Origin of the sequence: Streptomyces sp. NPDC001828 (assembly GCF_042892175.1) — a bacterium.
Classification (GTDB): domain Bacteria; phylum Actinomycetota; class Actinomycetes; order Streptomycetales; family Streptomycetaceae; genus Streptomyces.
Map to the genome: position 1 here is coordinate 64,686 of NZ_JBIATV010000020.1, position 23,515 is coordinate 88,200.

Genomic DNA, 23,515 nt, shown 5'->3' on the forward strand with positions numbered 1-23,515 from the left:
CTTTACTCTGGTATGCCCTGTTTTGCTGCCCCGGAAGGGTGAGGGGCCCGACACCCCGGTGACTTACGCAAAGTCACGACCGATCACCGAGGGCCCGAGCCCGACCAGACCCGCGCAGAAACGATCGGTCAACGATCGACACCGGACCCCGGGTGCTCTTGATCACGAGGACGAAGCTGGATCGCGCGTTGCGCCAGCCTCTATGATCGGCACACTTTCCCGCGTGGATCCGGCCTCCCGAGGCCGTCGTCCACCCCGGGCCGAAGACCCCGACCCACTCCGTCTACCTCTGCACAACTTCAATGCACTGCGGGAGCCAGCGGTGAGCGGAACCTCCGAAGGACCGGGTCAAGCACCCGGGACCATCCGGCCGCCCGTCACGGAGCGTCATACGGACCGCATCTCGGGCGCCCTGGCGGAACGCCCAGCGGAACGCGCCGGAAACCCCCTGCCCGAGCACCCCCGGGAACGGCCCGAGCGCCCCCGGGAACAGAACGGCCCCCCGCCCGACTCCCCCGCACCACGGCGGGCCTCGCTCGCCGGCCGGGCGGCCGAACTCCTCGAAGGGCTGCGGGCCGAGCAGAGCGCGCGGCACGCCGTCGGGCGCACCGCCTCCGAACTGCGCGACTACCGGGCCGCGTTCAACGCCGCCCACCTCGCGATGGCGATCGTCGACCGCGAGGGCGTGGTGGTCGCCGCCAACGACGCGCTCGCCGAACTCCTGGGCACCGACCCGGCCTCGCTGCACGACCAGGACGCCGCCGACCTCGTCGACCTCGCCGCCGACAACCGCGGCTGGCACGCCTACCGCGAAGTGCTGCGCGGGGCACGCAACCGGTTCCGCTGCACCCGTCGCCTCAAGCACCCCGACGGGCAGTCCCTCTGGGCCGAGGTCACGGTCGCCCCCGTGCCGGACAGCTCCAGCGTGCTGCTCTCCATCGCGGACATCAGCGACCGGCGCGAACTCCAGGCCCGGCTGCGCCACCTCCAGATGCACGACCCGGTGACCCGGCTGCCCAACCGCACCCTGTTCTTCGAGCGGCTCACCTCCGCGCTCGAAGCGTCCGCGTACGACGACCACGGCACCGGCCGCATCGGGATCTGCTACCTCGACCTCGACGGGTTCAAGGCGGTCAACGACACGCTCGGCCACCGGGTCGGGGACCGGCTGCTCAGCGCGGTGGCGGGCCGGCTGACCGAATGCGCCGACCAGTCCGGATACGCGCGCAGCGGCGGCCACCTGGTGGCGCGGCTCGGCGGCGACGAGTTCGCCGTCCTGGTCGAGGACTCCACGGGTACGGAGCAACTGGCCGAGCTGGCCCGCTCCGTCCTGCACGCGCTTCAGCAGCCCTTCGACCTCGCCGGCCAGCGCCTGTCGGTGTCGGCCTCGATCGGGGTGGTGGAGCGCGCCAGCGCCGGCACCACGGCCACCGGTCTGATGCAGGCCGCCGACACCACGCTGTACTGGGCGAAGGCCGACGGCAAGGCACGCTGGACGCTCTTCGACCCCGAGCGCAACGCGCACCGCATGACCCGCCAGGCGCTCTCCTCCACGCTCCGCCCGGCCGTGGAGCGCGGCGAGTTCACGCTTGAGTACCAGCCGCTGGTGGGGATGGCCGACGGGGTGGTGCACGGGGTCGAGGCGCTGGTCCGCTGGAATCACCCACAATTCGGGACGCTTCCGCCGAATCGGTTCATCGGCATCGCCGAGGAGGACGGCTCGGTGGTGCAGCTCGGCCAGTGGGTGCTGCGCACCGCGTGCCGGCAGGCGCGGCGCTGGCAGGTCGAGCACCCCGATGTGCCGCCGGTGTTCGTCAGCGTCAACGTCGCCGTGCGCCAGGTGTGGGACTCCGACCTGGTGGCGGACGTGGCGGAGATTCTCGCGGAGACCCAACTCCCGCCCGATCTGCTGCAGTTGGAGCTGACCGAGTCCGCGGTGATGGGTTCGGCGGGCCGCCCGCTCCAGGCCCTTCAGGCGCTGTCCGACATGGGGGTGCACATCGCGATCGACGACTTCGGTACGGGCTACTCCAACCTCGCCTATCTGAGCCGGCTGCCGGTCTCCGTCCTCAAACTGGACGGCTCCTTCGTGCGCGGCTTCCAGTACGACGAGGGCGGCGCGCACCCCAACCCGGCGGACGAGACCATCGTCGAGGCGTTGGTCCAGCTCGCCCACCGGCTCGGGCTCACCGTCACCGCCGAGTGCGTGGAGAGCACCGAGCAGGCCGACCGGCTCGCCCGGATCGGCTGTGACACCGGACAGGGCTGGCTCTACTCGCGGGCGGTCACCCCGGACCGCATCGCCAAGATGATCGCGCGCAGCCCGCAGCAGGTCTGACGGCGGCACGATGACGGCCGCCCCGCTCCTCCACAGGGTGAGGAGCGGGGCGGCCGCGTGTGCGGGGCGGGGGTCAGCAGGCGCCGAGGTCCTGCCAGACGCCCCAGTCTCCGGTGGTGCCGGGCTGCTCGCCCTGCGTCCACCACTTGGCCTTCCAGTTGTGACCGCCGTACGAGACCGTCGTACCGCCGACGTACGTCCCGGCCTTGTCCCACGCCGTCGCGGTGCAGCCACCGGGCGTGGGCGACGGGCTGGTGGTCGAAGTGGGCGTCGGCGACGGGGAGTTGGTGGCCGTCGGCGTCGGGTCCGGGGTCGAGGACGGCGAGGAGCCGACCGCGGTGACGATCTCGTTGAGCAGCGTGGTCTTGTCGTCAAGGCCGAGCAGGCTGTACATCATCGCGCCGGCCAGACCGCGCTGGTGGGCGTAGTCGGCGCGGGCCTGGATGGACTTCTGGTCGAGGCCGGTGAAGAACTCGCCGTCCTTGTAGAAGTACGAGGCCTTCGCGTCGGCGTCCCAGAAGGTGGTCGCCGGGTTGTCGACGATGCCGCCGAGCTCCTTGTACAGCGCGGTGCCCGCGACCTGGCTGGTGGGCCGGGCGTTGGAGGGGCCGGTGGCGGTCTGGGCGAGGCCGTTGTTGGTCGCCGGGACGCCCTTCCAGCCGCGGTAGTAGAACTCGTACCCGAGCGTGATCTTGTTGGCGGGGAAGCCGCCCGCGATGCCGTAGGCCGCGTTGCCGTCGATCCAGGAGTCGATCGCGTTGGAGATCGAGTACTTCTGGGTGCCGGGCTTGATGACGTCCGTCGGGTCGTTGGCGGGCGAGACCAGCGGGGACTGGTGGTACGCGGGGCCGGTCGCGTTCCAGGCGCCGTGCATGTCGTACGTCATGATGTTCGCGTAGTCGAGGTACGCGCCGATCTTGTCCGTCTCGATGTTCTTGATCTTGTCCTGGCCGGCCGGGAGCGCCGCCGTCAGGAGGTAGTGCTTGCCGCCGTGCGCGCTGCCGTACGCGTCCAGCTGCTTGCGGAACTCGGCCAGCAGGGCGGTGTAGTTGGCCTTGTCCTCGGCGCCGTAGTGGTTGCCGAGGTGACCGTCGGGCGAGCCCGGGTACTCCCAGTCGATGTCGACGCCGTCGAAGATCCCGGCCGCCGAGCCCGCGCCGCCGTAACCGCCGTCGACCGGCAGGTTGCCGGCGATGTACTGGTCGATGCAGGAGGACACGAACTTCTTGCGGCTGGCGTCGGTGAGGGCGGCGTCGTGGAAGTACTTGGAGTACGTCCAGCCGCCGATCGAGATGTTGATCTTCAGCTTGGGGTACTTCGCCTTCAGTTCCTTGAACTGGTTGAAGACGCCCACGATCGGCTGGTTCCAGGTGTCGGCGACTCCGCTGACGCTGTCGGCGGCACCGAACGACTTCTGGTAGTCGGCGAACGAATCGCCCGCCCCGTCACCGGCGTTGGGGTTGTTGTCGTCGCCCGCCGCCTTGTTCGCCTCGAAGCAGGTGAGGTTGGTGGGGTCGATGTTGCCGAACGAGTAGTTGATGACGTCCAGTTTGCCCGCGATGCCCCGGGTGTCGAGGTGCTTGGGGTAGAACGCGTTCCCGTACACGCTCCACTGGTCGTAGTACGCGATCTTCACGCCGCCGGTCGAGGGGGCGGCGGCGGTCGGGGCGGTGGTCGCGGCGGATGCGGTGCCGAGGCCCGCGAAGGCGGCCAGGGCGCCGGCGGCGAGCACGGCGGTGCTCAGGGCTGCGACAAGGGGTCTGCGGCGTTGCAAGACGGCCTCCGGGGGGGTGCGGCGGGGTGCGCGGTACGGGTGGGTGAGGAATTGATAGCGATCCCGTCCCGGCCACGTCAATGGTCTGAACCAAATTGAGGACTAGACCAATCGAAAGACGAATCCCCTTGTCAGGGGCCGAGTTGACCCCCTTTGGCCCTCCGACCCCCCGCAAACAACCGGCCACCCCCACCCTCAAGGCCCGCTGTACCACTCCCCCATCTCGGGTACCCGACGAGCCCCACCAGCCCCCCGACGGGCCGCACCCGACCACACCACGCGCGGAAGCGGCCCCCAACGGCTGGGCACGCCGAAAAGGACCGCTTCCGCCTGCGTTCGTTTCGCCCAGGGACCGTGTGGGTCAGAGCTCGGGCAAGTCGTACGCGTCGGCCAGGAGGGCGTAGGAGTGGAGGCGGGCCTCCGGGCTGTGGGCGTTGGCCGTCAGCATCAGTTCGTCCGCCCCCGTGCGCTTCTGGAGGTCGTCGAGGCCCGCCCGCACCTCGTCCGCCGTGCCGGAGATGACGTTGGACAGCCAGCTGTCCACGAACTCCCGCTCCAGCGCGCTGAATTCGTACGCCTCCGCCTCCTCCGGCGTCGGGACGAGCCCGGGCCGCCCGGTGCGCAGGCGGACCATCGAGAGCGCGTTGGTCAGCGTCTGGCGCCTCGCCTCGCGGTCGTCGTCCGCGGCCAGCGCCGAGACGCCGATCAGGGCGTAGGGCGCGTCGAGGACCGCCGAGGGCCGGAAGGAGTCCCGGTAGAGGTCGAGCGCCGGCACGGTGTTCGCCGCCGAGAAGTGGTGGGCGAACGCGAACGGCAGCCCGAGCGTGCCGGCCAGGCGGGCGCTGAAGCCGGACGAGCCGAGCAGCCAGATCGGCGGCCGGCCGGAGGGGCCCTGCACCGGGCCCGGCACCGCGTGGATGCGGGCGTAGGGGTGCCCGTCGGGGAAGTCGTCGTCGAGGAACCGGGTCAGCTCGGCGAGCTGCTGCGGGAAGTCCTCGGCGCCCTCGTTGAGCCGGTCGGTGCGGCGCAGCGCCGCCGCGGTCGCGCCGTCCGTGCCGGGCGCCCGGCCGAGCCCGAGGTCGATGCGGCCCGGCGCCATCGCCTCCAGCGTGCCGAACTGCTCGGCGATCACCAGCGGCGCGTGGTTGGGCAGCATCACACCGCCCGAGCCGAGCCGGATGCGCGAGGTGTGGGCGGCGAGGTGGGCGAGGATCACGGCCGGCGCGGACGAGGCCACGCCCGGCATCGAGTGGTGCTCGGCGACCCAGTGGCGGTGGAAGCCGCGCCGCTCGGCCAGCCGCGCGATCTCCACGCTGGTGCGCAGAGCACGGTTCGCGGTGTAGCCGTTGCCCACCGTCACCAGGTCGAGCACCGAAAGGGGTACGGGTGCGGTCCCGGCCGCCGTCCCTCGAATCGCATCCACGTCCACCGGTCCACGCCTCCAGCTCGTCACGTCATTCGCACCGTACGTACGGGGACGTACGCACTCGCACAGCTAACAGGAGGGTCTCTCCGTTTTATTCCCGGCGCCCCCGCCCACGTGACGGGCCACCCGGGTGGGTACGACACCCCTCATGACCGAGCCGAGCGCACTCACCGACCTGACGGCACGTCAACTCCTGTCCGGCTACCGGGCCGGCACCTTCTCGCCCCTCGACGCGACCCGGGCCGTCCTGGCCCGGATCGAGGAGATGCAGCCACGCCTGAACGCGTTCGTCCGCGTCGACGTCGAGCCGGCTCTGGCCCAGGCCCGCGCGGCCACCGGACGCTGGCACGCCGGGGAGCCGAAGGGGCTGCTCGACGGGGTGCCGGTGTCCGTCAAGGACACCCTCCTCCAGGCGGGCGGCCCGACCCTGAAGGGATCCAACACCACGGAAGAGAAGGGGAGTTGGGACACCGACTCGCCCGCCGTGGCGCGGCTGCGCGAGCACGGGGCGGTACTGATCGGCAAGACGACGACGCCCGAGTTCGGCTGGCAGGGGATCACCGATTCCCCGCGCACCGGCATCACCCGCAACCCGCACGATCCCACCCGCACCTCGGGCGGCTCCAGCGGCGGCAGCGCGGCGGCGGTCGCGGCCGGGGCGGGGCCGCTGTCGCTCGGCACCGACGGCGGGGGCTCGATCCGGATACCGGCGTCGTTCTGCGGGGTGTTCGGCCTCAAGCCCACCTACGGCCGGGTCCCCCTGCACCCCGCGAGCCCGTTCGGCGCGCTGTCGCACGTGGGCCCCCTCGCCCGGGACGCGGCGGACGCGGCGCTGCTCCTCGACGTCATCAGCGGCGCGGACCCGCGCGACCCCACCGCCCTTGAGCCCCCGGCCCGCGCGTTCGCGGCGGCCCTCGCCGAGGACACGGCGCCGGGCGTCAAGGGGCTGCGCATCGCCTACTCGGCCTCCTTCGGCGGCCAGGTCGCGGTACACCCCGAGGTGGCGGCCGCCGTGCGCGCGGCGGTGAGCCGGCTCGCGGACCTCGGCGCGTACGTGGAGGAGGCCGACCCCGACTTCGCGGACCCGATCGACGCCTTCAACGCGCTGTGGAACGCGGGGGCGGCCCGCCTGGTCGACCAACTGGGCGCCGAGAAGCGGCAGTTGCTCGATCCCGGACTGCGGTCGATCGCGGCGCGGGGCGCCCGGCTCTCCGCCCTCGACCTGCTCGCCGCGCAGGAGGCCCGGATCGAGCTCGGCCGCCGGATGGCCCGATTCCACCAGCGTTACGACCTCCTCGTCACCCCGACACTGCCGATCACCGCCTTCGAGGCGGGGCGGGCGGCTCCTCAGGGCTCGGGGCCGCATCGCTGGACAGGCTGGACACCGTTCACATACCCGTTCAATCTGACCCAGCAGCCCGCGGCGACGGTCCCGGTCGGCGAGGACGCGAGCGGCCTTCCCGTCGGCCTTCAGCTGATCGCCGCCCGCTACGGGGAGCGGACCGTACTGCGGGCGGCGGCGGCCCTCGCGGACCACCCGAGCAGGTGAGTCCAGCGGGCGGCCGCGCGCGGCGCCCCGAAAACTAGGGGGCATGGGCCGCGTAAAGTCGGGTAGCCGCGCCGCCATGGCACGAGCTACCTCACGCCCCAGACCCTCCATACCCAGGCGAACCCTGCTCACCGGCGCCGCCGCCGTCGCCCTCACCGGCGCGGCCGCCTGCTCCCGCGTCCCCGAGGGCAACGCGCTTGCCCGCCTCAAGTCGCAGGGCGCGGTGCGCCTCGGTATCGCCGGCGAGGTCCCGTACGGGTATGTGAACGACCAGGGCGAGTTCACCGGCGAGGCACCGGAACTCGCCAAGGTGATCTTCAAGCGGCTCGGCATCGGTCACGTCCAGCCCGTGGCCACCGACTTCTCCTCGCTGATCCCCGGCCTCAACTCCCAGCAGTTCGACGTCGTTTCGGCCGGGATGTACATCAACAAGGAGCGCTGCTCGCAGGTCCTCTTCGCGGACCCCGAGTACCAGATGCTGGACGCCTTCATCGTCCGCAAGGGCAACCCGAAGAACCTGCACACCTACGAGGACGTGGTCCGCGCCAAGGCCAGGTTCGCGACCGGCACCGGCTACGCGGAGATCGGCTACGCCACCGCCGCCGGCTACCCCGAGAAGAACATCGTCATCCTCCAGGACCAGGTCGCGGGCCTGAACGCGGTGGAGTCCGGCCGGGTGGACGTCTTCGCGGGCACCGCGCTCACCGTGCGCGAGGTCGCCAAGAAGAGCTCCAGGGCCGAGGCCACCCAGCCGTTCGCGGCCGTCGTCGACGGCAAGAAGAAGATCGACGGCGGCGGCTTCGCCTTCCGGCCCACCGACGGCGCCCTGCGCGACGCCTTCAACGGCGAGATCCACCGCATGAAGCAGAGCGGCGAACTCTTCCGGATCCTGAAGCCGTTCGGCTTCACCCAGGCCGAGATGACCACCCTGACCGCCAAGGAGCTGTGCCGATGACGGCGGGACTGTGGCAGCACTGGGTGCTTCCGGGCATCTGGATCACCATTCAACTGACCGTCTACAGCGCCGCGTTGGCCGCCTTCGTCGCCTTCGGCATCGGCCTGGCCCGCACCCACCGCTCGCGCGTGGTGCGCTTCCTGGCGGCCGCGTACACGGAGATCTTCCGCGGCACCTCGGCCCTGGTCCTGATGTTCTGGCTGTTCTTCGTGCTGCCGCCGCTCGCCGGCTGGCAGCTGGTCCCGATGTGGGCCGCGGTGCTCGCGCTCGGCCTCTCCTACGGCGCGTACGGCGCGGAGATCGTGCGCGGCGCGCTCAACTCGGTGGCGCCCGCCCAGCGCGAGGCGGGCATCGCGCTCAGCCTCACGCCCTGGCAGCGGATGCGGCTCGTGCTGCTGCCGCAGGCGGTGCCGGAGATGATCCCGCCGTTCTGCAACCTGCTCGTCGAGCTGCTCAAGGGGACGGCCCTCGTGTCCCTGCTCGGCGTCGGCGACGTGTCCTTCGCGGCGTACCTGGTGCGGCTCGCGACGCAGGACAGCGCGCAGATCTACTCCATCACGCTTCTCATCTACTTCGTCCTCGCCTTCGCGATCACCCGCGGAATGAAGGCACTTGAGCGCCGCACCAAGGCGAACCTCGGGATCGGCACGAAGGACCCCGGGGGCCGGACCGCGCCCTCCGCCAAGGCACCGAGGCCCGTCGCGGTCGGCGGCACGACAGCAGCGCGAGGTGACCTGCGATGACCTGGGACTGGTCCGCCGTATGGGACTTCATGCCGCGCTTCTGGGACGGCGTGGTCACCACGCTGGAGATCCTCGCGCTCGGCTCCCTCATGTCCTTCACCCTCGGCCTGGTGTGGGCGCTGGCCTTCCGCGCCCCGACCCGCTTCGTGCGCTGGCCGGTCAACCTGATCACGGAGTTCATCCGCACCACCCCCCTACTGGTGCAGCTGTTCTTCCTGTTCTTCGTGCTGCCGGAGTGGGGCGTGAAGTTCTCCGCGCTGACCACCGGCATCCTCGCGATCGGCCTGCACTACTCGACGTACACCGCACAGGTCTACCGGGCCGGCATCGACGCCGTGCCCAAGGGCCAGTGGGAGGCGGCCACCGCGCTGAGCCTGCCCGCGCACCGCACCTGGTTCGCGGTGATCCTGCCGCAGGCCGTCCGCCGCATCGCGCCCGCGCTCGGCAACTACGTCATCTCCATGCTGAAGGACACCCCGCTGCTCGCCGGGATCAGCGTCCTGGAGATGCTCCAGCAGTCCCGCCTGGCGGGGGCGAGCACCTTCCAGTACACCGAGCCGCTGACGGTCGTCGGCGTCGCCTTCATCCTCATCGCCTATCCGGCTTCGCTGTTCGTACGAGCCCTGGAGCGCCGCCTTGTCCGCTGACACCCAGATCGAGATGCCCGTCAAGAAGCAGAGCGGCGCCGAGCTGATCCGCTTCGAGAACGTCACCAAACGCTTCGGCGACAACACCGTCCTCGACGACCTCTGCTTCACCGCCCGCAAGGGCAAGCACGTCACCCTGATCGGCCCGTCGGGCTCCGGCAAGACCACGATCCTGCGGCTGCTCATGACCCTGGAGACCCCGGACTCCGGCATCATCCAGGTCAACGGGACCCGGCTGCACCCGGCCGGCGAGAAGGAGCGCAGGGAGGCCCGCAAGAAGATCGGCATGGTCTTCCAGCAGTTCAACCTGTTCCCCAACATGAGCGTGCTCCGCAACATCACCGAGGCCCCGGTGCGCGTCCTCGGCCTGAGCGCCGACGAGGCCGAGGAGCGGGCGCGCGAGCTGCTCGACCTGGTGGGCCTGGGCGAGAAGCGCGACGCGAAGCCCTCCCAGCTGTCCGGCGGCCAGCAGCAGCGCGTCGCGATCGCGCGGGCGCTGGCCATGCGGCCCGAGGTGCTGCTCCTGGACGAGGTGACCTCCGCGCTCGACCCGGAGCTGGTCGCGGGCGTCCTGGACCTGCTGCGCGACATCGCCCGGACCACCGACATCACCATGCTCTGCGTCACGCACGAGATGAGCTTCGCGCGGGACATCTCGGACGAGGTGATGATGTTCGACGCGGGCAAGGTCATCGAGTCCGGTCCGCCCGAGAAGATCTTCGGCGATCCGGAGCACGAGCGTACGCGGGAGTTCCTCGGCGCGATCGTCTGACCACGGGCTGTGCACGGCGCTGACCTCACGGTCCGGCCGGCCGAGCGGTCCCGACCATGACTCTGGCATATGCCACGGTGGCGCGTCCCAGCGTAGAGCGCTGGAACGCGCCACCAATCTTGTCAACACCCCCACCGCGAACGGGTCTTGGCGGCTATCGTGGAACGGCAGACCTGCCACCAAAACCGCGCGCCCCAGACAAGATCCGCCGGACCGGCCCTAGGGGGAAACCGTGGCGCTGAAGCCAGAGCCGACCGCGCCGTTCCATTCGGTGCAGTACGTGCTGCGAGTCCTCGAGGCGATCTCCAGGCACGGCGGGGGCGTGACCGACGTCCAGATCGCGCGCGAGACGGGTCTGCCCACCGCCCATCTGACCTCCATGCTGCTGATGCTGCGGCGCGAGGGCTATGTCGAGCAGGTGACCGACGGCGCCTATGTGATCGGCGACTCGATGGTCCTGCTCGGTTCGGGCGCCGCCCGGCAGCAGGCCCTGGAGACCAAGCTCCAGGACACCCTCATGTCGCTGCGCGACTCGGTGGGCGCGGCGGTCTACATCAGCCGTTACATCGACGGCGAGGTCAAGATCACGCAGTACGCGGACGGGCCGCGCGCCCCGAAGGTCAACGAGTGGGTCGACTTCAAGTCGGCGGCGCACGCGAGCGCGGTCGGCAAGTGCCTGCTCACCCAGCTCGACCAGAACGGCCGCCGCGACCACCTGTCCCGGCACAAGATCGCCCGGCTCACCTCGCGGACCATCACCAGCGAGAAGGTCCTGTTCTCCAAGCTCGACAGCCAGCCGGCCACCGTGCCGGTCCTGGACCTCCAGGAGTACGCGGTCGGCACGGTCTGCGCGGCCGTCCCGCTCACCGCGGGCTCGGCCGTGGGCTGCCTGGCCCTGTCGATGCCGATCGAACACGCCCACCGCCTGCGCGCCGCCGCCGACACCCTCAACCGCCGGGCCGCCCCCGTGGTGCTCTCGCTGGCCATCTGACGCCCACGGCCCCCGCCCGCCCGGGTGGTCCGGAGCACCCCGTGGGACCAGGTAGTATTTTCTCTGTCAGCACGCGCCGCTAGCTCAGTTGGTTAGAGCAGCTGACTCTTAATCAGCGGGTCCGGGGTTCGAGTCCCTGGCGGCGCACAGACGGAGAAAGCCCCTCGCGAAAGCGGGGGGCTTTTTCGTGCGCCCGCACGCTCGGTGCGCCCCCTTGTTCGCCCCCCTTGTTTCGCCCCCCTACTCCCTCCCCTCAGCACATCCACACCTCCACACATCCAGACATTCGTTTTACACATCCGTACTAGACAGGCGTTTAAGACGCCCGTACATTCGCTGTCATGACGAACTCGCCGAGCACCACAGCGGGCCCGAGCACGGGTCCGAGCACCCCGACCGGTGGCGCGGGCCCCCGTGCCGGACGCAGGGAATGGACCGCCTTCGTCGTCCTCCTGCTCCCCCTCCTCCTCGTCTCGATGGACGTCTCCGTCCTCTACTTCGCGCTCCCGTCCATCAGCCGTGAACTCAACCCCTCGGCCACCCAGCAGCTGTGGATCGTGGACGTGTACGCCTTCGCGCTCGCCGGGCTGCTGATCACGATGGGCTCGCTCGGCGACCGGATCGGCCGGCGCAGGCTGCTCCTGTTCGGCGCCGCCGCGTTCGGCGTCGCGTCGGTGACGGCCGCGTACGCCACCAGCGCCGACATGCTCATCGCCTCACGGGCCCTGCTCGGTGTCGGCGGCGCCACCCTGATGCCCTCGACGATGGGCCTGGTCCGCAACATGTTCCACGACGACAAGCAGCGCGGGCGGGCCGTCGGCATTTGGTCCGGCGCGATGGCCGGCGGCATCGCGCTCGGCTCGGTGCTCAGCGGGATCATGCTGGAGCACCTGTGGTGGGGCTCGGTGTTCCTGATCAACGTGCCCGCGATGGTGCTGCTCCTGGTCCTGGTGCCCGTCCTGGTACCGGAGTACAAGGACCCGGCGCCCGGGCAGTTCGACCTGCTGAGCGTGCCGCTGTCGATGGGTGCGGTGCTGCCGGTGGTGTACGGGCTCAAGGAGTTCGCGGCCGACGGGTTCTCCCTGGTGAGCGCGGCCTGCGTAGGGGCGGGTCTGGTCGTCGGGACGGTCTTCGTACGCCGTCAGCGCACCCGGCGCGACGCGCTGATCAGCCGTGAACTGTTCCGCCCCGGACGGAGGTTCGGGGCGGCGATCTCGCTCAACTGCGTCGCCGCGTTCGCCATGATGGGCTCGGCCTACTTCACCACCCAGTACCTCCAGTCGGTGCTCGACATGAGCAGCCTGCGGGCAGCGCTGTGGAGCGTCGCGCCCTCGTTCGCGGTCGGCGTCGCCGCGCCCACCGCGACGGCCGTGGCGCAGAAGGTGAACCGGGCCTACGTCATCGCCACGGGCTTCCTTCTGGCCGCCGTCGGCTACGCCTTGCTGGCCCTGGCCGGCACCGATTCGCTGGTGACGGTGCTCGCCGGTGCGGCGGTCATCGGGATGGGCATCGTGACGGTGATGGCCCTGGTCTCCGACATGGCGCTGGCCTCGGCCCTCGTCGAGAAGGCGGGCTCGGCGGCCTCGCTCCTGGAGACGGGCCAGGAGTTCGGCGGGGCGCTCGGGATGGCGGTGCTCGGCTCGATCGGCACGGCGGTCTACCGCGCCGACATGCCCGCCTCGGCCCCGGCCGCCGCCCGCGAAACCCTGGGCGCGGCACTGGCCGGCGCCGACCGGACCCTGGCCGCGCTCGCCCGGGAGGCGTTCGTGCACGGCATGCAGTACGCGGCGGTCGGCGGCACGGTGATCCTGGTGCTCGCGGGGCTGCTCGCGGCGAGGATACTGCGGGGGCCGGCGGTGGGGGCGCCTTCGGCGGTGCCTGAGGGACTGTCCGTGGCGACGCCTGCGGGAGTGTCCGTGGGGGAGGCCGAAGCGGCGGTGTGAGGCCGTGACGTGCGGCCGTGCGAACAGGCCGAAGGGCCGGTCATCGGGGAGATGACCGGCCCTTCTCGCGTGCGTGTGCGCGTCTCAACTGCCCAGTGCGGACAGCACGGTTGCGGCCTGGTGGTCGGCGCCGAGGCGGTTCGGGTGGAAGGGGACGGCGGGTCCCGGCGGGTTGGCGGACAGCGGCGCCAGGCCCTCGACCCACCTCTTGCCCGCGGGCTCGCACACGTCGTGCCCGACGCTTCCCCGGTACGTGTCGACGAACGTGGCCCCGGCCTCGTCCGCGGCGGAGGCGAGCATGGCGTTCAGCTCCTTGAGCCGGGCGCCGATCCAGGTCAGGTCCTCGTCGAGGATGGGCACCGTCGGGTAGCAGCCGTGGCCGTCGGCGACGCCGGCGAGATAGTCGACGACCAGCACGGTGGCCCTGGGCGAGCGCTGGTGAATGCCCTCCAGCACGCCGGTGATCCGGGACCTGGTGTCCGCGATCCGCCGCGACATCAGGTCCCGGCCGTCGGCCCCGGCGAACCGGGTCCGGCACGGGCTGCCCAAGGGGGCGGGCAGCGGGTTGAGGCAGCCGACGACGGTGGAGGCGAGGCCGACGTCGTTGCCGCCGATGCCGACGGTGACGAGGTCCGTGGCGGGGGTGAGCCGGTCGAACTGGGCCGGGTTCACGCCCTGCGCGAGCAGCGGTACGTGGCTGACGTCCTGCGGCGCGGTCATCTCGGCGGTGGTGGCACCGCCGCACGTGGCGTCCCGGAAGGTCTTCACGCCGAGGCGGGCGGCGACCTGCTTGGGGTAGTTCCAGGTGCTCTGGGCGCAGCCGGAGGGGGCGTAGGTGTGGTCGATGCCGAGCACGGTGACGTCGGCGGACCAGGAGTCGCCGAGGGCGACGTACTCGTGGAAGCCGGTGTGGGCGGTGGCGGGGGTGGGGGTGGTGAGGAGGGTGGTGGCGGCGGCGAGGAGCGCGGCGAGCAGGAGACGGGGGTTCACGTCCCCATCCCCCCATGCCCGGGGGGCCGGCCGGGGGATGCTGGCCGACAAGTCACCCGTTCCGGGCACGGGGCCCTCGCGAGGGCCTCTGCCCGTGCGGGGCGCTCTGCGCGGTTCCGCGCGCCCCTAAATGCCTCGGTGCTGGCCCGCACCGGGCATTTCAGCCCGTCATGGGGGTCCCCTCTGGCCCTTAAGGCCTTGGGGGAGTTTGAGGAGGAGCGCCGTTCAGGCGCGAACGGGGTCCGGGGCGGAGCCCCAGGGGCCCTTCACCCCCCGGAGGCCACGCGGCGGAGCCGCGGAGTGTCACAGAGGGAAGGGGCGGGGTGGGGTCCGAACCGGGGTCTGGGGCGGAGCCCCAAGGGTCGGGGGCAGGGCCCCGGGGAGGTCGAGGGGGGTCAGGGGGCGATAGGCCCGCTCTCCCGGCCCACGCCACCACACCGCTCCGCCGGACCAGAAGCCCTCCCCCCGCAACACCCCCCGCCGCACCTTGTTCGTCGCCGTGACCGGCAACCCCGCCAGCACCCGCACGAACCGCGGCGCCATCTTCGTACCCAAGTCCGGCTGGGCGGAGAGGAATTCGGCGAAGTCCGACGGGTCGAACGTCAGGCCCTCGCGCAGCGAGAGCGCCGCCATCACCTGGTCCCCCGTCACGGGGTCCGGGACCGCGTACACCGCCACCCCCGTCACCCCCTCCCACCGCGCGAGGATGTTCTCGATCATCGAGGCGGCCAGGTTCTCGCTGTCCACCCGGATCCGGTCGTCCGTCCGCGCCGCGAAGTAGAGGAAGCCGTCCGCGTCGCGGAAGAAGAGGTCACCCGTCCAGTACCACCCGCCCCGGCGCCGCTCCGCGTCGGCGGACGGGTTGCGCCAGTACCCCTCGAACGGGTTCGGCGCCCTGTTCACCAACTCCCCTATCGCCGCGCCCCCGTTGAGCAGCCGCCCCGCCCCGTCGAACCGCGCCCGCTCGCACTCGCGGCCCGTCTCCGGGTCCACCACCGCGAGGTCACCGCCCGGCGCGGGCCTGCCTATCGCGCCCGCCGGAGTGCCCGGGGTGCGCTGGATCGCGGCGCCGCCCTCGGAGGACCCGTACCCCTCGACGAGCCGTACCCCGAAGCGTTCGGCGAACCGGTCCGCGTCGACCGCCCCCGCCTCGGTGCCGAATCCGGTCCGCAGCCGGTGCTCCCGGTCGTCCGGCCGGGCGGGCGTGGCGAGGAGGTACTGGACGGCCCGGCCGACGTAGGTGAAGTAGGTCGCGCCGTAGGCCCGTACGTCGTCCAGGAAGCGCGAGGCCGAGAAGCGGTCCCGCAGGGCCACGGCCGCCCCGGACGCGATTGCCGGAGCCCAGTTGGCGATCACCGCGTTGCCGTGGAACAGCGGCATGCAGATGTAGTGGACGTCGTCCGGGCCCAGGCCGAAGTGGGTGACCAGCGAGTCGCCCGCCGCGGCGAGCCGCCCCTGGGTGCAGATCGCGGCCTTGGGGGCGCCGGTCGAGCCGGAGGTGAAGTACAGCAGGAGCCGGCTCGCGGGGCTGACCGGGCCGGCCGTCGCCTCCAGCTCGCCCGGCCGCGCGCCCTCGTACGGCGCGAGGAGCCGCTCGTACGCCTCGGTTCCGGTCACCACGACGCGTACGCCCGGCAGTTGGAGGCCGTCGAGCAGGGGAAGGTGGGCGCGTGCGGTGACCAGGACCCTGCATTCGGTGTGCAGGATGTCGCGGGCCAGCTCGGGCCCGCGCCGGGTGGGGTTGATGCCCGCGACGGCGGCCCCGGCGAGGGCCGCCGCGCTGAGCCAGAGCGGGAATTCCGGGGTGTTGTCGAGCAGGACCCCGAGGTGCGGCTCCACACCTCGGGGCAGTAGCTCGGCGAGGAGCGCGGCGCGGGCGGCGGCACCCGCGGCGACCTGGTGGTGGGTGAGTTCCAGATCGCCGTACCGCAGCCCCGTCCGATGGTCACCCCACTGGCGCTGTACGTACTCCGACACGGTCAACGCACGCTTCGTCATGGCGCCGCACGGTAGTTGACGAACCGTCAGAACTGAACGTCCGAGCAGGCGTAGAAGGCGTTGCCGGTGTCCGCGATCGTCCAGACGGCGAGGATGACCTGGTGCCCGGTCCGGCCGGCGGGGATGGTCCCCTGGTGCGAGACCGTGCCGGGAGGCTGCTTGCCGCCATAGGGCACGACGAGGAACGGCTGGGTGTCGAGGGAGGCCCGGGTGAGCTTCTTGGTCGGGTCCCAGCCCTGCTTGGTGAGGTAGTAGCGGAAATCGGTCGTGGCGTGGCGGGCGGTGAACTGCCAGCGGAAGGTGTAACTCTGACCGGCCGTCAGCTTGGTGGTGGGCCAGCCGGTGCCGCCGCGCGGGTCGTCCAGCTCGGCGAACCTGCTGTTGCCCCCGGCGCATATCGCGCCGTCGGGCGGCCCGGCCGTCGGGAAGCCCTTGGGGCCCTCGACGGACTGCGGCTCCCACTGGATGTCGCCGCAGTTGGTGACCGTGCCGTTGGCGCAGACCTTCTGGCGGCTGATCGGCTGGTCGGTGTAGCCGTGGCTGCTCGCACTGCCCGTCGCGAGCAGGGACGCGCCGGCGACGGCGAGTCCCACCACAGCGGCACCGAGCCGCTGCTTCTTTCGCATGCTGTCACTCCTGAAGAACGTGGGGGAGTTCCGGGGATGGAGCTGCACGCGCGCGGTATTTCATGTTCCGGTCTAGACCAAGTCCCAGATTATTGACGGGAGTTGGACGTGTCCAGGCCAACGCAGAAACTGATTCGCCCCGTCCCCGCCCGGCGCCCCCGCACCGGACCGGCGCCGGCCCGCCCCGCCTCAGCCGCCCTCCCCCGAACCCCGGCCCGTGTAGAAGGCCACCGTCAGGTCCTTCACCAGGGCCTTGCGCTCGTACGCGTCGAGCTCCACCAGGCCCCGCGAGGTCAGCCGGTGCACGGTGTCGTCCACCGCGTCCACCACCGAGGTCAGCACCGCGTCCCGGTGCCGGGCGTCGATCGCCGCGACCCGCTGCCGGCGCATCGCCGCCGCCACCTCGGGCGCGTACTCGATGCGGGTCGGCTGCGCCGAGTACAGCTCGATGCCGACCGGCTCCGTCTCCGACTTCAGCATCCGGGTCAGCGCACCGCCGACGGCCTCCGCGTCGCGCAGCGTGGGCGCGTCCTCGTGGAAGGCGTCGGCCGGGAGCTGCGAGAGGACCCGGGCCATCGCCGCCTCCACCTGCTCGCGCAGATACCTCTCGTGGTCCGCGACCGCGAGCGTGGCCCGCGCGGTGTCCCGGACCCGCCACACCACCAGGACCACCACCCGCAGCGCGGTCCCGTTGGCGTCGACCGCGCCCATCGGCTCGCTGCGCCAGTGCCGCAGCCGCAGGTCGACCCGGCGACGCAGGAGCAGCGGGCTGATCCACACCAGCCCGGTGCGCCGCACGCTGCCCCGGTAGTCGCCGAACAGCGAGAGCACCCAGGCGAAGCCGACCCGGCCCCGGCCGAGCCCGCCGAACGCGACCACCGCCACACTCACCCCGAGGGTGAGCAGCGCCCACTGTTCGAGCCGGATCCCCTGGTACGGGCGGACGGGCAGACGCAGCAGCACGGCCAGGGTCCGGGGCAGCACTCCGGTCCACCAGATCACCGCCGCGCAGCCCGCGAGCGCGAGCAGCCCGGCGGCGACCGCCGCCCCGCCGGGCACCACCGGGCCGGGCCGTTCCGCGATCCCCGGGTCGACGGGGGTCGCGGGCCTGGCCGGCCCGGCGACGACCGTGCGCGCACCCGCCTGCTGGGGCGGCCGGACCACCGGGCGGGCGCCGGGCGACTCGGGGGCGGGGACGACCGGGTTCGGCCCGGTGTCGTCGCGGAACAGCAGGTGGACCGGGATCTCGGCGGTGTTCTCGCTGCGGATCACGGCCACCCGGCGCCCGGTGTCCGCGCCCGCGAGGGCGGGGGTGCGGGGCGCGTCGGGGGCGGGTGGGGTGGGGGTGTGCATGCGCGTGATTCCCTCCGTCGTTCCCTGCGTCATGACTTTCCCTGCGTCATGACTTCCCTCCGTCATGGCTCTCCCTCCGTCATGCGAAGAGCCGCCGCCAGGTCTCGGGGCCGGGGTAGCCGTCGGCCTCCGCGCCCGACCAGCCCTGGGCCCGCTGGAACGCCTCGACGTTGCGCCGGTCGGCCTCGCCCCAGCGCGATCCGGGGCCCGAGGCGTAGTACCTGCCGAAGCCCTTCTCGACGAGCCGCCGGCCGAGCTGGGTGACGTACCAGCTGTCCTGCCCGGGCCGGAACCAGCTCGGGCCCGGATAGGCGGGCCGGTTGGCCGGTGCGGAGACCGGGCCGGGGGCCGGGACGGGGACCGGGCGCGTCATGGGTGCGGAGCCGGCCGTGGCGGGGGGAATGTCCTTGCCCCGGCCCTGGACGAGCAGCGCCCAGGTCGCTTCGCCGGGGATCCCGTCCGCCTCCGCGCCGGTCCAGCCCTGGGCCTGCTGGAAGGCGCGGGTCGCGTTCAGGTCGGCCGAGCCCCAGCGGGGTCCGGGGCCCTCGGTGTAGAAACGGGCGCCGCCGCGCTTCACCAGCATCTGCCCGAGCTGGGTGACGTGGATGTTGTTGGCGCCGGGCCCGAACCGCGCGGCCCCGGGGAAGGCCGTCGGCACGCTCTCGGCGCCGGTGTCGACGGAGGCGCCGGTCGCGGTGCCGGGCTCCGCGCCGCTCGTTCCGGCAGCGAGCCCCTTGTACCGGTACGGCACGTAGTTGGCCGAGTTCTTCCAGTACGCGTACGGGGTCGCCTGCTTGCGGGTGCCGGGCGGGGTCTGCTCGTAGGCCGTGTAGTAGTTGTGCGTGTAGTCGGTCCAGCCGCCGAAGATCACGACGTGCGAGCCCTTGTTGGGATTGCTCGGGTTGTGGAAGAGCAGGATGTCGCCGGGCTGGAGCTCGTCACGAGTTATCCGCACCGCGAACTTCGCCAGGCTCCCCGTCCACTCGTTGGTGCCGAGGTCCCAGGCCATCGACACATAGCCCGAGCAGTCCTGCCGGTACCCGTCGCTCCAGTACGCCTCCATGTTGTACGGGACGGAGGCGCTCACCCAGGTCTTGGCCCGGTTGATGATCTCGGCCCGGGTGATGGACCGCAGCTGGGGAGGCTCGTTGTTCGCCGAATGGCCGGGCGCGCCGTGCAGTCCGCTCTGGGCGCCCTGCTCGGTGGGCGGCCCCGGGTCGGCGGCCCGGTTCGCGCCGGGGCCCCCGGTCGCGGGGGCGGGGGCGGCCGCGGCCACCGCGCCTGCGCCGAACACCACCGACGCGGCCGTCGCCGCGACCAGCGCGCGCCGGGCGCCGCCGCTCGCCGCCGGGTGGCCGCCGTCGCGCACCGGGAGCAGTCGCGTCCGGCGCCGGTCGGCGCAGCCGGGGCAGCCGCACTCCCCGGCGGGCTCGTAGTCCTCGAACACCGGCCCCGGTGTACTGGCATCCATTCGCTGCCCCTCCCGCTCGTTCCGCTCTCGGAGACTTCGGAGATCTTTTCCGTACTTCTGCCAGGACAGAGGTGTCCCTACTGTCCCTACATGGGGCATTTTGACGGAACGAAACGGATAAACCGAACATCTGACAGCGTGGCGCTGGTCAAAACCACCCTCCGGAGTCCGGTAAAGTTTTCCGAGTCAGCAGGCGCCGCTAGCTCAGTTGGTTAGAGCAGCTGACTCTTAATCAGCGGGTCCGGGGTTCGAGTCCCTGGCGGCGCACGCACCACCGAGGCCCCTCGCTCAGCGCGAGGGGCCTCGGTCGTTCTCCGGGGCGGGCCGTCGGCGTTTCCGCTCGGGGCGGTGCCGACACCCGCTCCGGCGCGTCAGCCCGTGTTGCCCGCGAGGCCCAGCGCGTATTCGGGCCACCACGCGCCGGCCGGGGGGCCGCCCCGGCAGGGGCCGTCCGATTCGCCCGGCCGCTTCACCCAGACGTACGCGTCGACCGCGCCGCCCCCCGTGTCCGTCGTCGGGCGCTCGCCCAGGGCGCGGCCCGGCGGGTTGCACCAGTTCTCGGCCGGGTCGCCTTCGGTGTAGGGGCCGTTGCCGTTGCGGCTGGTGTCGATCACGAAGTGCTTGCCGCCGACCTTCGCCGAGAGCCGCTGCCCGAACTCCCGGCTCGCCCGCGTGGTCTGGAAGTTGGACACGTTGACCGCGAACCCGTCGGCGCTCTGGATGCCGGCCCGCCGCAGCGGCTCGTCCAGGGCCCCCGGGGAGCGCCACCCCGCGTTGCCCGCGTCCACGTACACCTTCGTCGTGGGCTGCCGCTTGAGCCGCTCGACGGCCCCCTTGAGCAGGGCGTACCGCGACTCGTGGAACTCCTGTGGGGTGCACCCGTCGACGAGGTGCAGCACGGCGTCCGGCTCCAGGACGACGGTGGTGGGGCGCTCGCCGATGCCCCGGGCCACCTGCTCGACCCAGTCGCGGTAGGCCTCGCCGTCGGGGGCGCCGCCCCGGGAGAACTGGCCGCAGTCGCGGTGCGGGATGTTGTAGAGGACGAGCAGCGCCGTGCGCCCGGCCCTCGCCGCGGCCTCGGTGTAGCCGCGCACGGTCGCCTCGGGGCCGGGTCCGCCGATCCACTCGCCCACCGGCTGCTCGGCGATCTTCCGGATGAGCGCGGCCTTCCGGCTGTCCCCGGCACGGGTGTACGCGGCCAGCTGGCGCGCCGCGTTGGTGCCCGGGTCGACCCAGAACGCGCTGCTGGAGACGGCCGCCTGTGCCTGCCCGTGAGGTGCCTGGCTGTCGCTCGCGGTCGGCGCGGGACCGCCGCCCGAAGCGCCGCAGCCCACGGCCACCAGGGCCAGGGCGACGCCCGGCACACCGGCCCGCATCGCCCGCCTCCGCCAACTCCCTCGCATCAACGTCCCCTTGACCGGTTCGCGTACATCGCTCGCCGTGCGGACGCGGAGCCTTCTCAACTCAGCGCGTTCACAAGGCGACTTGGCGTTATCTGGGCCTAGGCCCGGGGTGTGCCGCGGTTTTAGAGTGAAGTGGTCGACCCCAGCCCCGGTCGCCTCGCGGCCTGCCGGCTCAACTGAACCTCCCGCGGCGGCGCCGGGCTTCTCCCGCGGCTCGCGCACCGGCGGTCGAGGACCAGCCCGGTCGGCGGCTTCGGGGGTAGCGGGCCGTCGGCCGGGCCCGGTGGCCGCCGGCCGCCGGAGTTCGGGGCCCGGCGTCCCGCGCGGGGCGGTCAGGGCTTCGGCGGCTTCGAAGGGGCCGCTTCCCTCGCGTCGGTCAGATAGGCCGAGACCACCACGTTCGCGGTGTACGACTTGGTCGTGCGGTCGTACGTTCCGCCGCAGGTGATCAGGCGGAGTTCGGCCCGGCCCCGCTGCCGGGGCCCGTACACCTTCGCCGCGTCGAAGTGGCTGCGCGGGAAGACCTGTACGTCGTCGATGGTGAACTCGGCGACCGTGCCGTCGGAGCCGGTCACCTTCACGCGGGCGCCGGGGCGGGCCGCGCTCAGGCCGTAGAACACGGCGGGTTTGCTCTCGGTGTCCACGTGCCCGACCAGGAGGGCGGCGCCCGCCTCGCCGGGCCGGGGCCCGTCGACGTACCAGCCGACCGTGTTCGGGGTGGTGTACGGCGGCGGGTCGACCGCGCCGTCGCCGTCCAGGCCGCGCCGCACTACCGGCGCGGCGATGCCTATGGAAGGGACCTCCACCCGCTGCGGCGCCGCGCCCTTGAGGGGATCGTGGGCCGGCGGCAGCGGCACGCCGAGCGGCCGGCCCACCGCGGCGATGTCACCGGTGGTGGGCCCCGACGTACCGCCGGGCCCGTCGCTGACGTCCCGGCCCCACAGCCACAGGCCGAGCAGCAGCACGGCCCAGGCGAGGCCGGTGACGAGCCGCCCACTGCCCCGCGCCGAGGACATGTCAGTCGCCGCCGCCGCGCCGGCGCCGCACGCTGCGGGACGCCACGGCCACCGCCGCGACCGCCGCGAGCGCGAGGCCGATCACCGCGTGGCGGGTGCCGGGGCCCTGCTCCTTGGCCTCGTTGGCGGCGAGCGTCGCCGCTCCGCCGCCGCCCGCGTGCACGGGCCGGTACGGGCGGGAGTGGTCCCAGTCGCGGTCGTGATCGCGGTCGTGGTCACGGTCGTGGTCGCGACCGTGCACCACGGTGAGCCGGCCGCTCGCCTTGCCCGAGCTGTCCTTGCAGTTGACCCAGATGTCGTAGTCGCGGTCCTGCGCATCCGAACGGATACGGGCCTGCGCGTAGAGACCGCCGTCCGCGGCGGGCGTGAAGCGGGCCTCCGAGACGAAGGCGTCGGACGTGCCGACCGCCTCGCGGCCGCCGCACACGCTGACCCGCAGATCCACCTCCCCGCCGGGGGCCGTGGTGCTCGGGGTCACCCGCACCGATCCGTGCGGCTCGGACTCGGCCACCGCGGGGGACGCGGGCAGCACGGTCAGGGCGGCGGCGGCCATGGTGGCCGCACAGAATGTGATGGGACGGATGCGCATCGTGAACCTCCTGTAACCGAGATTCACGGCTTGCCCCGCATTCCGCATCCCGAGGGCGTGGCGACTGGGCCGGATGGTCCACAGCCGCCCGCCCCCGAGGGGTCAGACCAGCTTCACCAGGTCGGCGATCGAGTCGACGATCTTGGACGGGCGGAAGGGGTAGGACTCCACGTCCTCCGGCCGGGTCAGGCCGGTCAGGACCAGGAACGTCTGCATGCCCGCCTCCAGGCCGGCCAGCACGTCGGTGTCCATCCGGTCGCCGATCATGGCGCTGGTCTCGGAGTGCGCGCCGATCGCGTTGAGGCCGGTGCGCATCATCAGCGGGTTGGGCTTGCCCGCGAAGTACGGCTTCTTGCCGGTCGCCTTGGTGATGAGGGCGGCGACCGCGCCGGTGGCGGGCAGCGGGCCCTCCTGGCTCGGTCCGGTCTCGTCCGGGTTGGTGCAGATGAACCGGGCCCCGGCGTTGATCAGCCGGATCGCCTTGGTGAGCGCCTCGAAGCTGTACGTACGGGTCTCGCCGAGCACCACGTAGTCCGGCTCGTGGTCGGTCAGGACGTAGCCGATGTCGTGCAGCGCGGTGGTCAGGCCCGCCTCGCCGATGACGTAGGCGGTGCCGCCGGGCCGCTGGTCGTCGAGGAACTTCGCGGTGGCGAGCGCCGAGGTCCAGATGTTCTCCACGGGCACGTCCAGGCCCATGCGCATCAGGCGTGCGTGCAGGTCGCGCGGGGTGTAGATCGAGTTGTTGGTCAGGACGAGGAAGGGGCGGCCCGACTCCTTCAGCGTCTTGAGGAAGGCGTCCGCACCGGGGATGGGGGTGCCCTCGTGAATGAGGACACCGTCCATGTCGGTGAGCCAGGATTCGATCGGCTTGCGCTCTGCCATGGGTGCGGACTCCTGCGTTCTGCGCGGTCTTCTCGCGCTGATGAGCTAT

19 protein-coding genes and 2 tRNA genes are annotated in these 23,515 nt (G+C 72.1%); 10 read left to right on the forward strand and 11 right to left on the reverse strand.

Annotated elements, in window-relative coordinates; genetic code table 11:
* Nucleotides 1–322: 322 nt before the first annotated feature.
* Nucleotides 323–2,338 (forward strand): putative bifunctional diguanylate cyclase/phosphodiesterase, encoded by a 2,016-nt coding sequence (locus ACFYZA_RS37860; protein ID WP_388494861.1) that lies wholly within the window; start codon nt 323–325, stop codon nt 2,336–2,338.
* A 73-nt stretch (nt 2,339–2,411) separates the two neighbouring features.
* Here the strand turns inward: ACFYZA_RS37860 and ACFYZA_RS37865 are convergent, their stop codons facing one another.
* Together ACFYZA_RS37865 and ACFYZA_RS37870 are read right to left on the reverse strand one after the other, a co-directional pair.
* On the reverse strand, nt 2,412–4,112 hold the full coding sequence (locus tag ACFYZA_RS37865) for a glycosyl hydrolase family 18 protein (RefSeq protein WP_382592244.1): 1,701 nt from the start codon (nt 4,110–4,112) through the stop codon (nt 2,412–2,414).
* Nucleotides 4,113–4,473: 361 nt separating this feature from the next.
* A complete protein-coding gene (locus ACFYZA_RS37870; RefSeq protein WP_382592241.1) occupies nt 4,474–5,565 on the reverse strand; it encodes an LLM class flavin-dependent oxidoreductase in 1,092 nt (363 codons plus the stop codon).
* A 121-nt stretch (nt 5,566–5,686) separates the two neighbouring features.
* On the opposite strand from ACFYZA_RS37870, the gene ACFYZA_RS37875 reads away from it, so the two are divergent.
* From ACFYZA_RS37875 to ACFYZA_RS37910, 8 genes are all read left to right on the forward strand, one after another.
* Nucleotides 5,687–7,087 carry an amidase gene (locus ACFYZA_RS37875; protein ID WP_388494862.1) on the forward strand — a complete coding sequence of 467 codons (1,401 nt, stop codon included), beginning with the start codon at nt 5,687–5,689 and terminating at the stop codon, nt 7,085–7,087.
* A gap of 76 nt (nt 7,088–7,163) precedes the next feature.
* Nucleotides 7,164–8,042 (forward strand): ectoine/hydroxyectoine ABC transporter substrate-binding protein EhuB, encoded by an 879-nt coding sequence (ehuB, locus tag ACFYZA_RS37880; RefSeq protein ID WP_382592235.1) that lies wholly within the window; start codon nt 7,164–7,166, stop codon nt 8,040–8,042.
* Nucleotides 8,039–8,785, forward strand: coding sequence for an ectoine/hydroxyectoine ABC transporter permease subunit EhuC (gene ehuC / locus ACFYZA_RS37885; RefSeq protein WP_382592232.1), 747 nt, complete (start codon nt 8,039–8,041; stop codon nt 8,783–8,785). Before ehuB ends, ehuC begins: the two co-directional genes overlap by 4 nt.
* Complete coding sequence (gene ehuD / locus ACFYZA_RS37890; RefSeq protein ID WP_388494863.1) at nt 8,782–9,432, forward strand: ectoine/hydroxyectoine ABC transporter permease subunit EhuD; 651 nt, start codon at nt 8,782–8,784, stop codon at nt 9,430–9,432. The genes ehuC and ehuD overlap by 4 nt, the downstream gene beginning before the upstream one ends.
* A gap of 13 nt (nt 9,433–9,445) precedes the next feature.
* The gene (locus tag ACFYZA_RS37895; protein ID WP_382592294.1) at nt 9,446–10,204 is read left to right on the forward strand and encodes an amino acid ABC transporter ATP-binding protein; all 759 of its coding nucleotides are present in this window, start codon (nt 9,446–9,448) and stop codon (nt 10,202–10,204) included.
* Nucleotides 10,205–10,436: 232 nt separating this feature from the next.
* Entirely contained in the window at nt 10,437–11,195 is a 759-nt protein-coding gene (locus ACFYZA_RS37900; protein ID WP_382592228.1) for an IclR family transcriptional regulator, read from the forward strand.
* A gap of 73 nt (nt 11,196–11,268) precedes the next feature.
* A tRNA-Lys gene (locus tag ACFYZA_RS37905) sits at nt 11,269–11,342 on the forward strand.
* A gap of 194 nt (nt 11,343–11,536) precedes the next feature.
* The gene (locus tag ACFYZA_RS37910; protein WP_388494864.1) at nt 11,537–13,138 is read left to right on the forward strand and encodes an MFS transporter; all 1,602 of its coding nucleotides are present in this window, start codon (nt 11,537–11,539) and stop codon (nt 13,136–13,138) included.
* 84 nt (nt 13,139–13,222) lie between these two features.
* Here ACFYZA_RS37910 and ACFYZA_RS37915 read toward each other — a convergent pair whose 3' ends face one another.
* From ACFYZA_RS37915 to ACFYZA_RS37935, 5 genes are all read right to left on the reverse strand, one after another.
* Nucleotides 13,223–14,128 carry an SGNH/GDSL hydrolase family protein gene (locus ACFYZA_RS37915; RefSeq protein ID WP_388494865.1) on the reverse strand — a complete coding sequence of 302 codons (906 nt, stop codon included), beginning with the start codon at nt 14,126–14,128 and terminating at the stop codon, nt 13,223–13,225.
* Between the two features lie 303 nt (nt 14,129–14,431).
* Nucleotides 14,432–16,126, reverse strand: coding sequence for an AMP-binding protein (locus ACFYZA_RS37920; RefSeq protein ID WP_388494866.1), 1,695 nt, complete (start codon nt 16,124–16,126; stop codon nt 14,432–14,434).
* 26 nt (nt 16,127–16,152) lie between these two features.
* Nucleotides 16,153–16,752, reverse strand: a complete 600-nt coding sequence (locus tag ACFYZA_RS37925) for a lytic polysaccharide monooxygenase (protein ID WP_388494867.1) — start codon at nt 16,750–16,752, stop codon at nt 16,153–16,155.
* Nucleotides 16,753–16,941: 189 nt separating this feature from the next.
* Nucleotides 16,942–18,105, reverse strand: coding sequence for an SPFH domain-containing protein (locus ACFYZA_RS37930; protein WP_388494868.1), 1,164 nt, complete (start codon nt 18,103–18,105; stop codon nt 16,942–16,944).
* 79 nt (nt 18,106–18,184) lie between these two features.
* Nucleotides 18,185–19,576, reverse strand: a complete 1,392-nt coding sequence (locus ACFYZA_RS37935) for a peptidoglycan-binding protein (protein WP_382592211.1) — start codon at nt 19,574–19,576, stop codon at nt 18,185–18,187.
* A 193-nt stretch (nt 19,577–19,769) separates the two neighbouring features.
* Here ACFYZA_RS37935 and ACFYZA_RS37940 point away from each other — a divergent pair.
* A tRNA-Lys gene (locus ACFYZA_RS37940) sits at nt 19,770–19,843 on the forward strand.
* 104 nt (nt 19,844–19,947) lie between these two features.
* On the opposite strand, the gene ACFYZA_RS37945 is transcribed toward ACFYZA_RS37940, so the two are convergent.
* The 4 genes from ACFYZA_RS37945 to ACFYZA_RS37960 all read right to left on the reverse strand — a co-directional run bounded on the left by ACFYZA_RS37945 (nt 19,948) and on the right by ACFYZA_RS37960 (nt 23,466).
* On the reverse strand, nt 19,948–20,979 hold the full coding sequence (locus ACFYZA_RS37945; protein ID WP_382592208.1) for a glycoside hydrolase family 6 protein: 1,032 nt from the start codon (nt 20,977–20,979) through the stop codon (nt 19,948–19,950).
* Nucleotides 20,980–21,311: 332 nt separating this feature from the next.
* Nucleotides 21,312–21,995: a class F sortase gene (locus ACFYZA_RS37950; protein WP_382592205.1), complete on the reverse strand. Its 684-nt coding sequence runs from the start codon at nt 21,993–21,995 to the stop codon at nt 21,312–21,314.
* Nucleotide 21,996: 1 nt separating this feature from the next.
* Nucleotides 21,997–22,584 (reverse strand): hypothetical protein, encoded by a 588-nt coding sequence (locus ACFYZA_RS37955; protein WP_382592202.1) that lies wholly within the window; start codon nt 22,582–22,584, stop codon nt 21,997–21,999.
* A gap of 102 nt (nt 22,585–22,686) precedes the next feature.
* Complete coding sequence (locus ACFYZA_RS37960) at nt 22,687–23,466, reverse strand: HAD-IIA family hydrolase (protein ID WP_100578538.1); 780 nt, start codon at nt 23,464–23,466, stop codon at nt 22,687–22,689.
* Nucleotides 23,467–23,515: the final 49 nt, after the last annotated feature.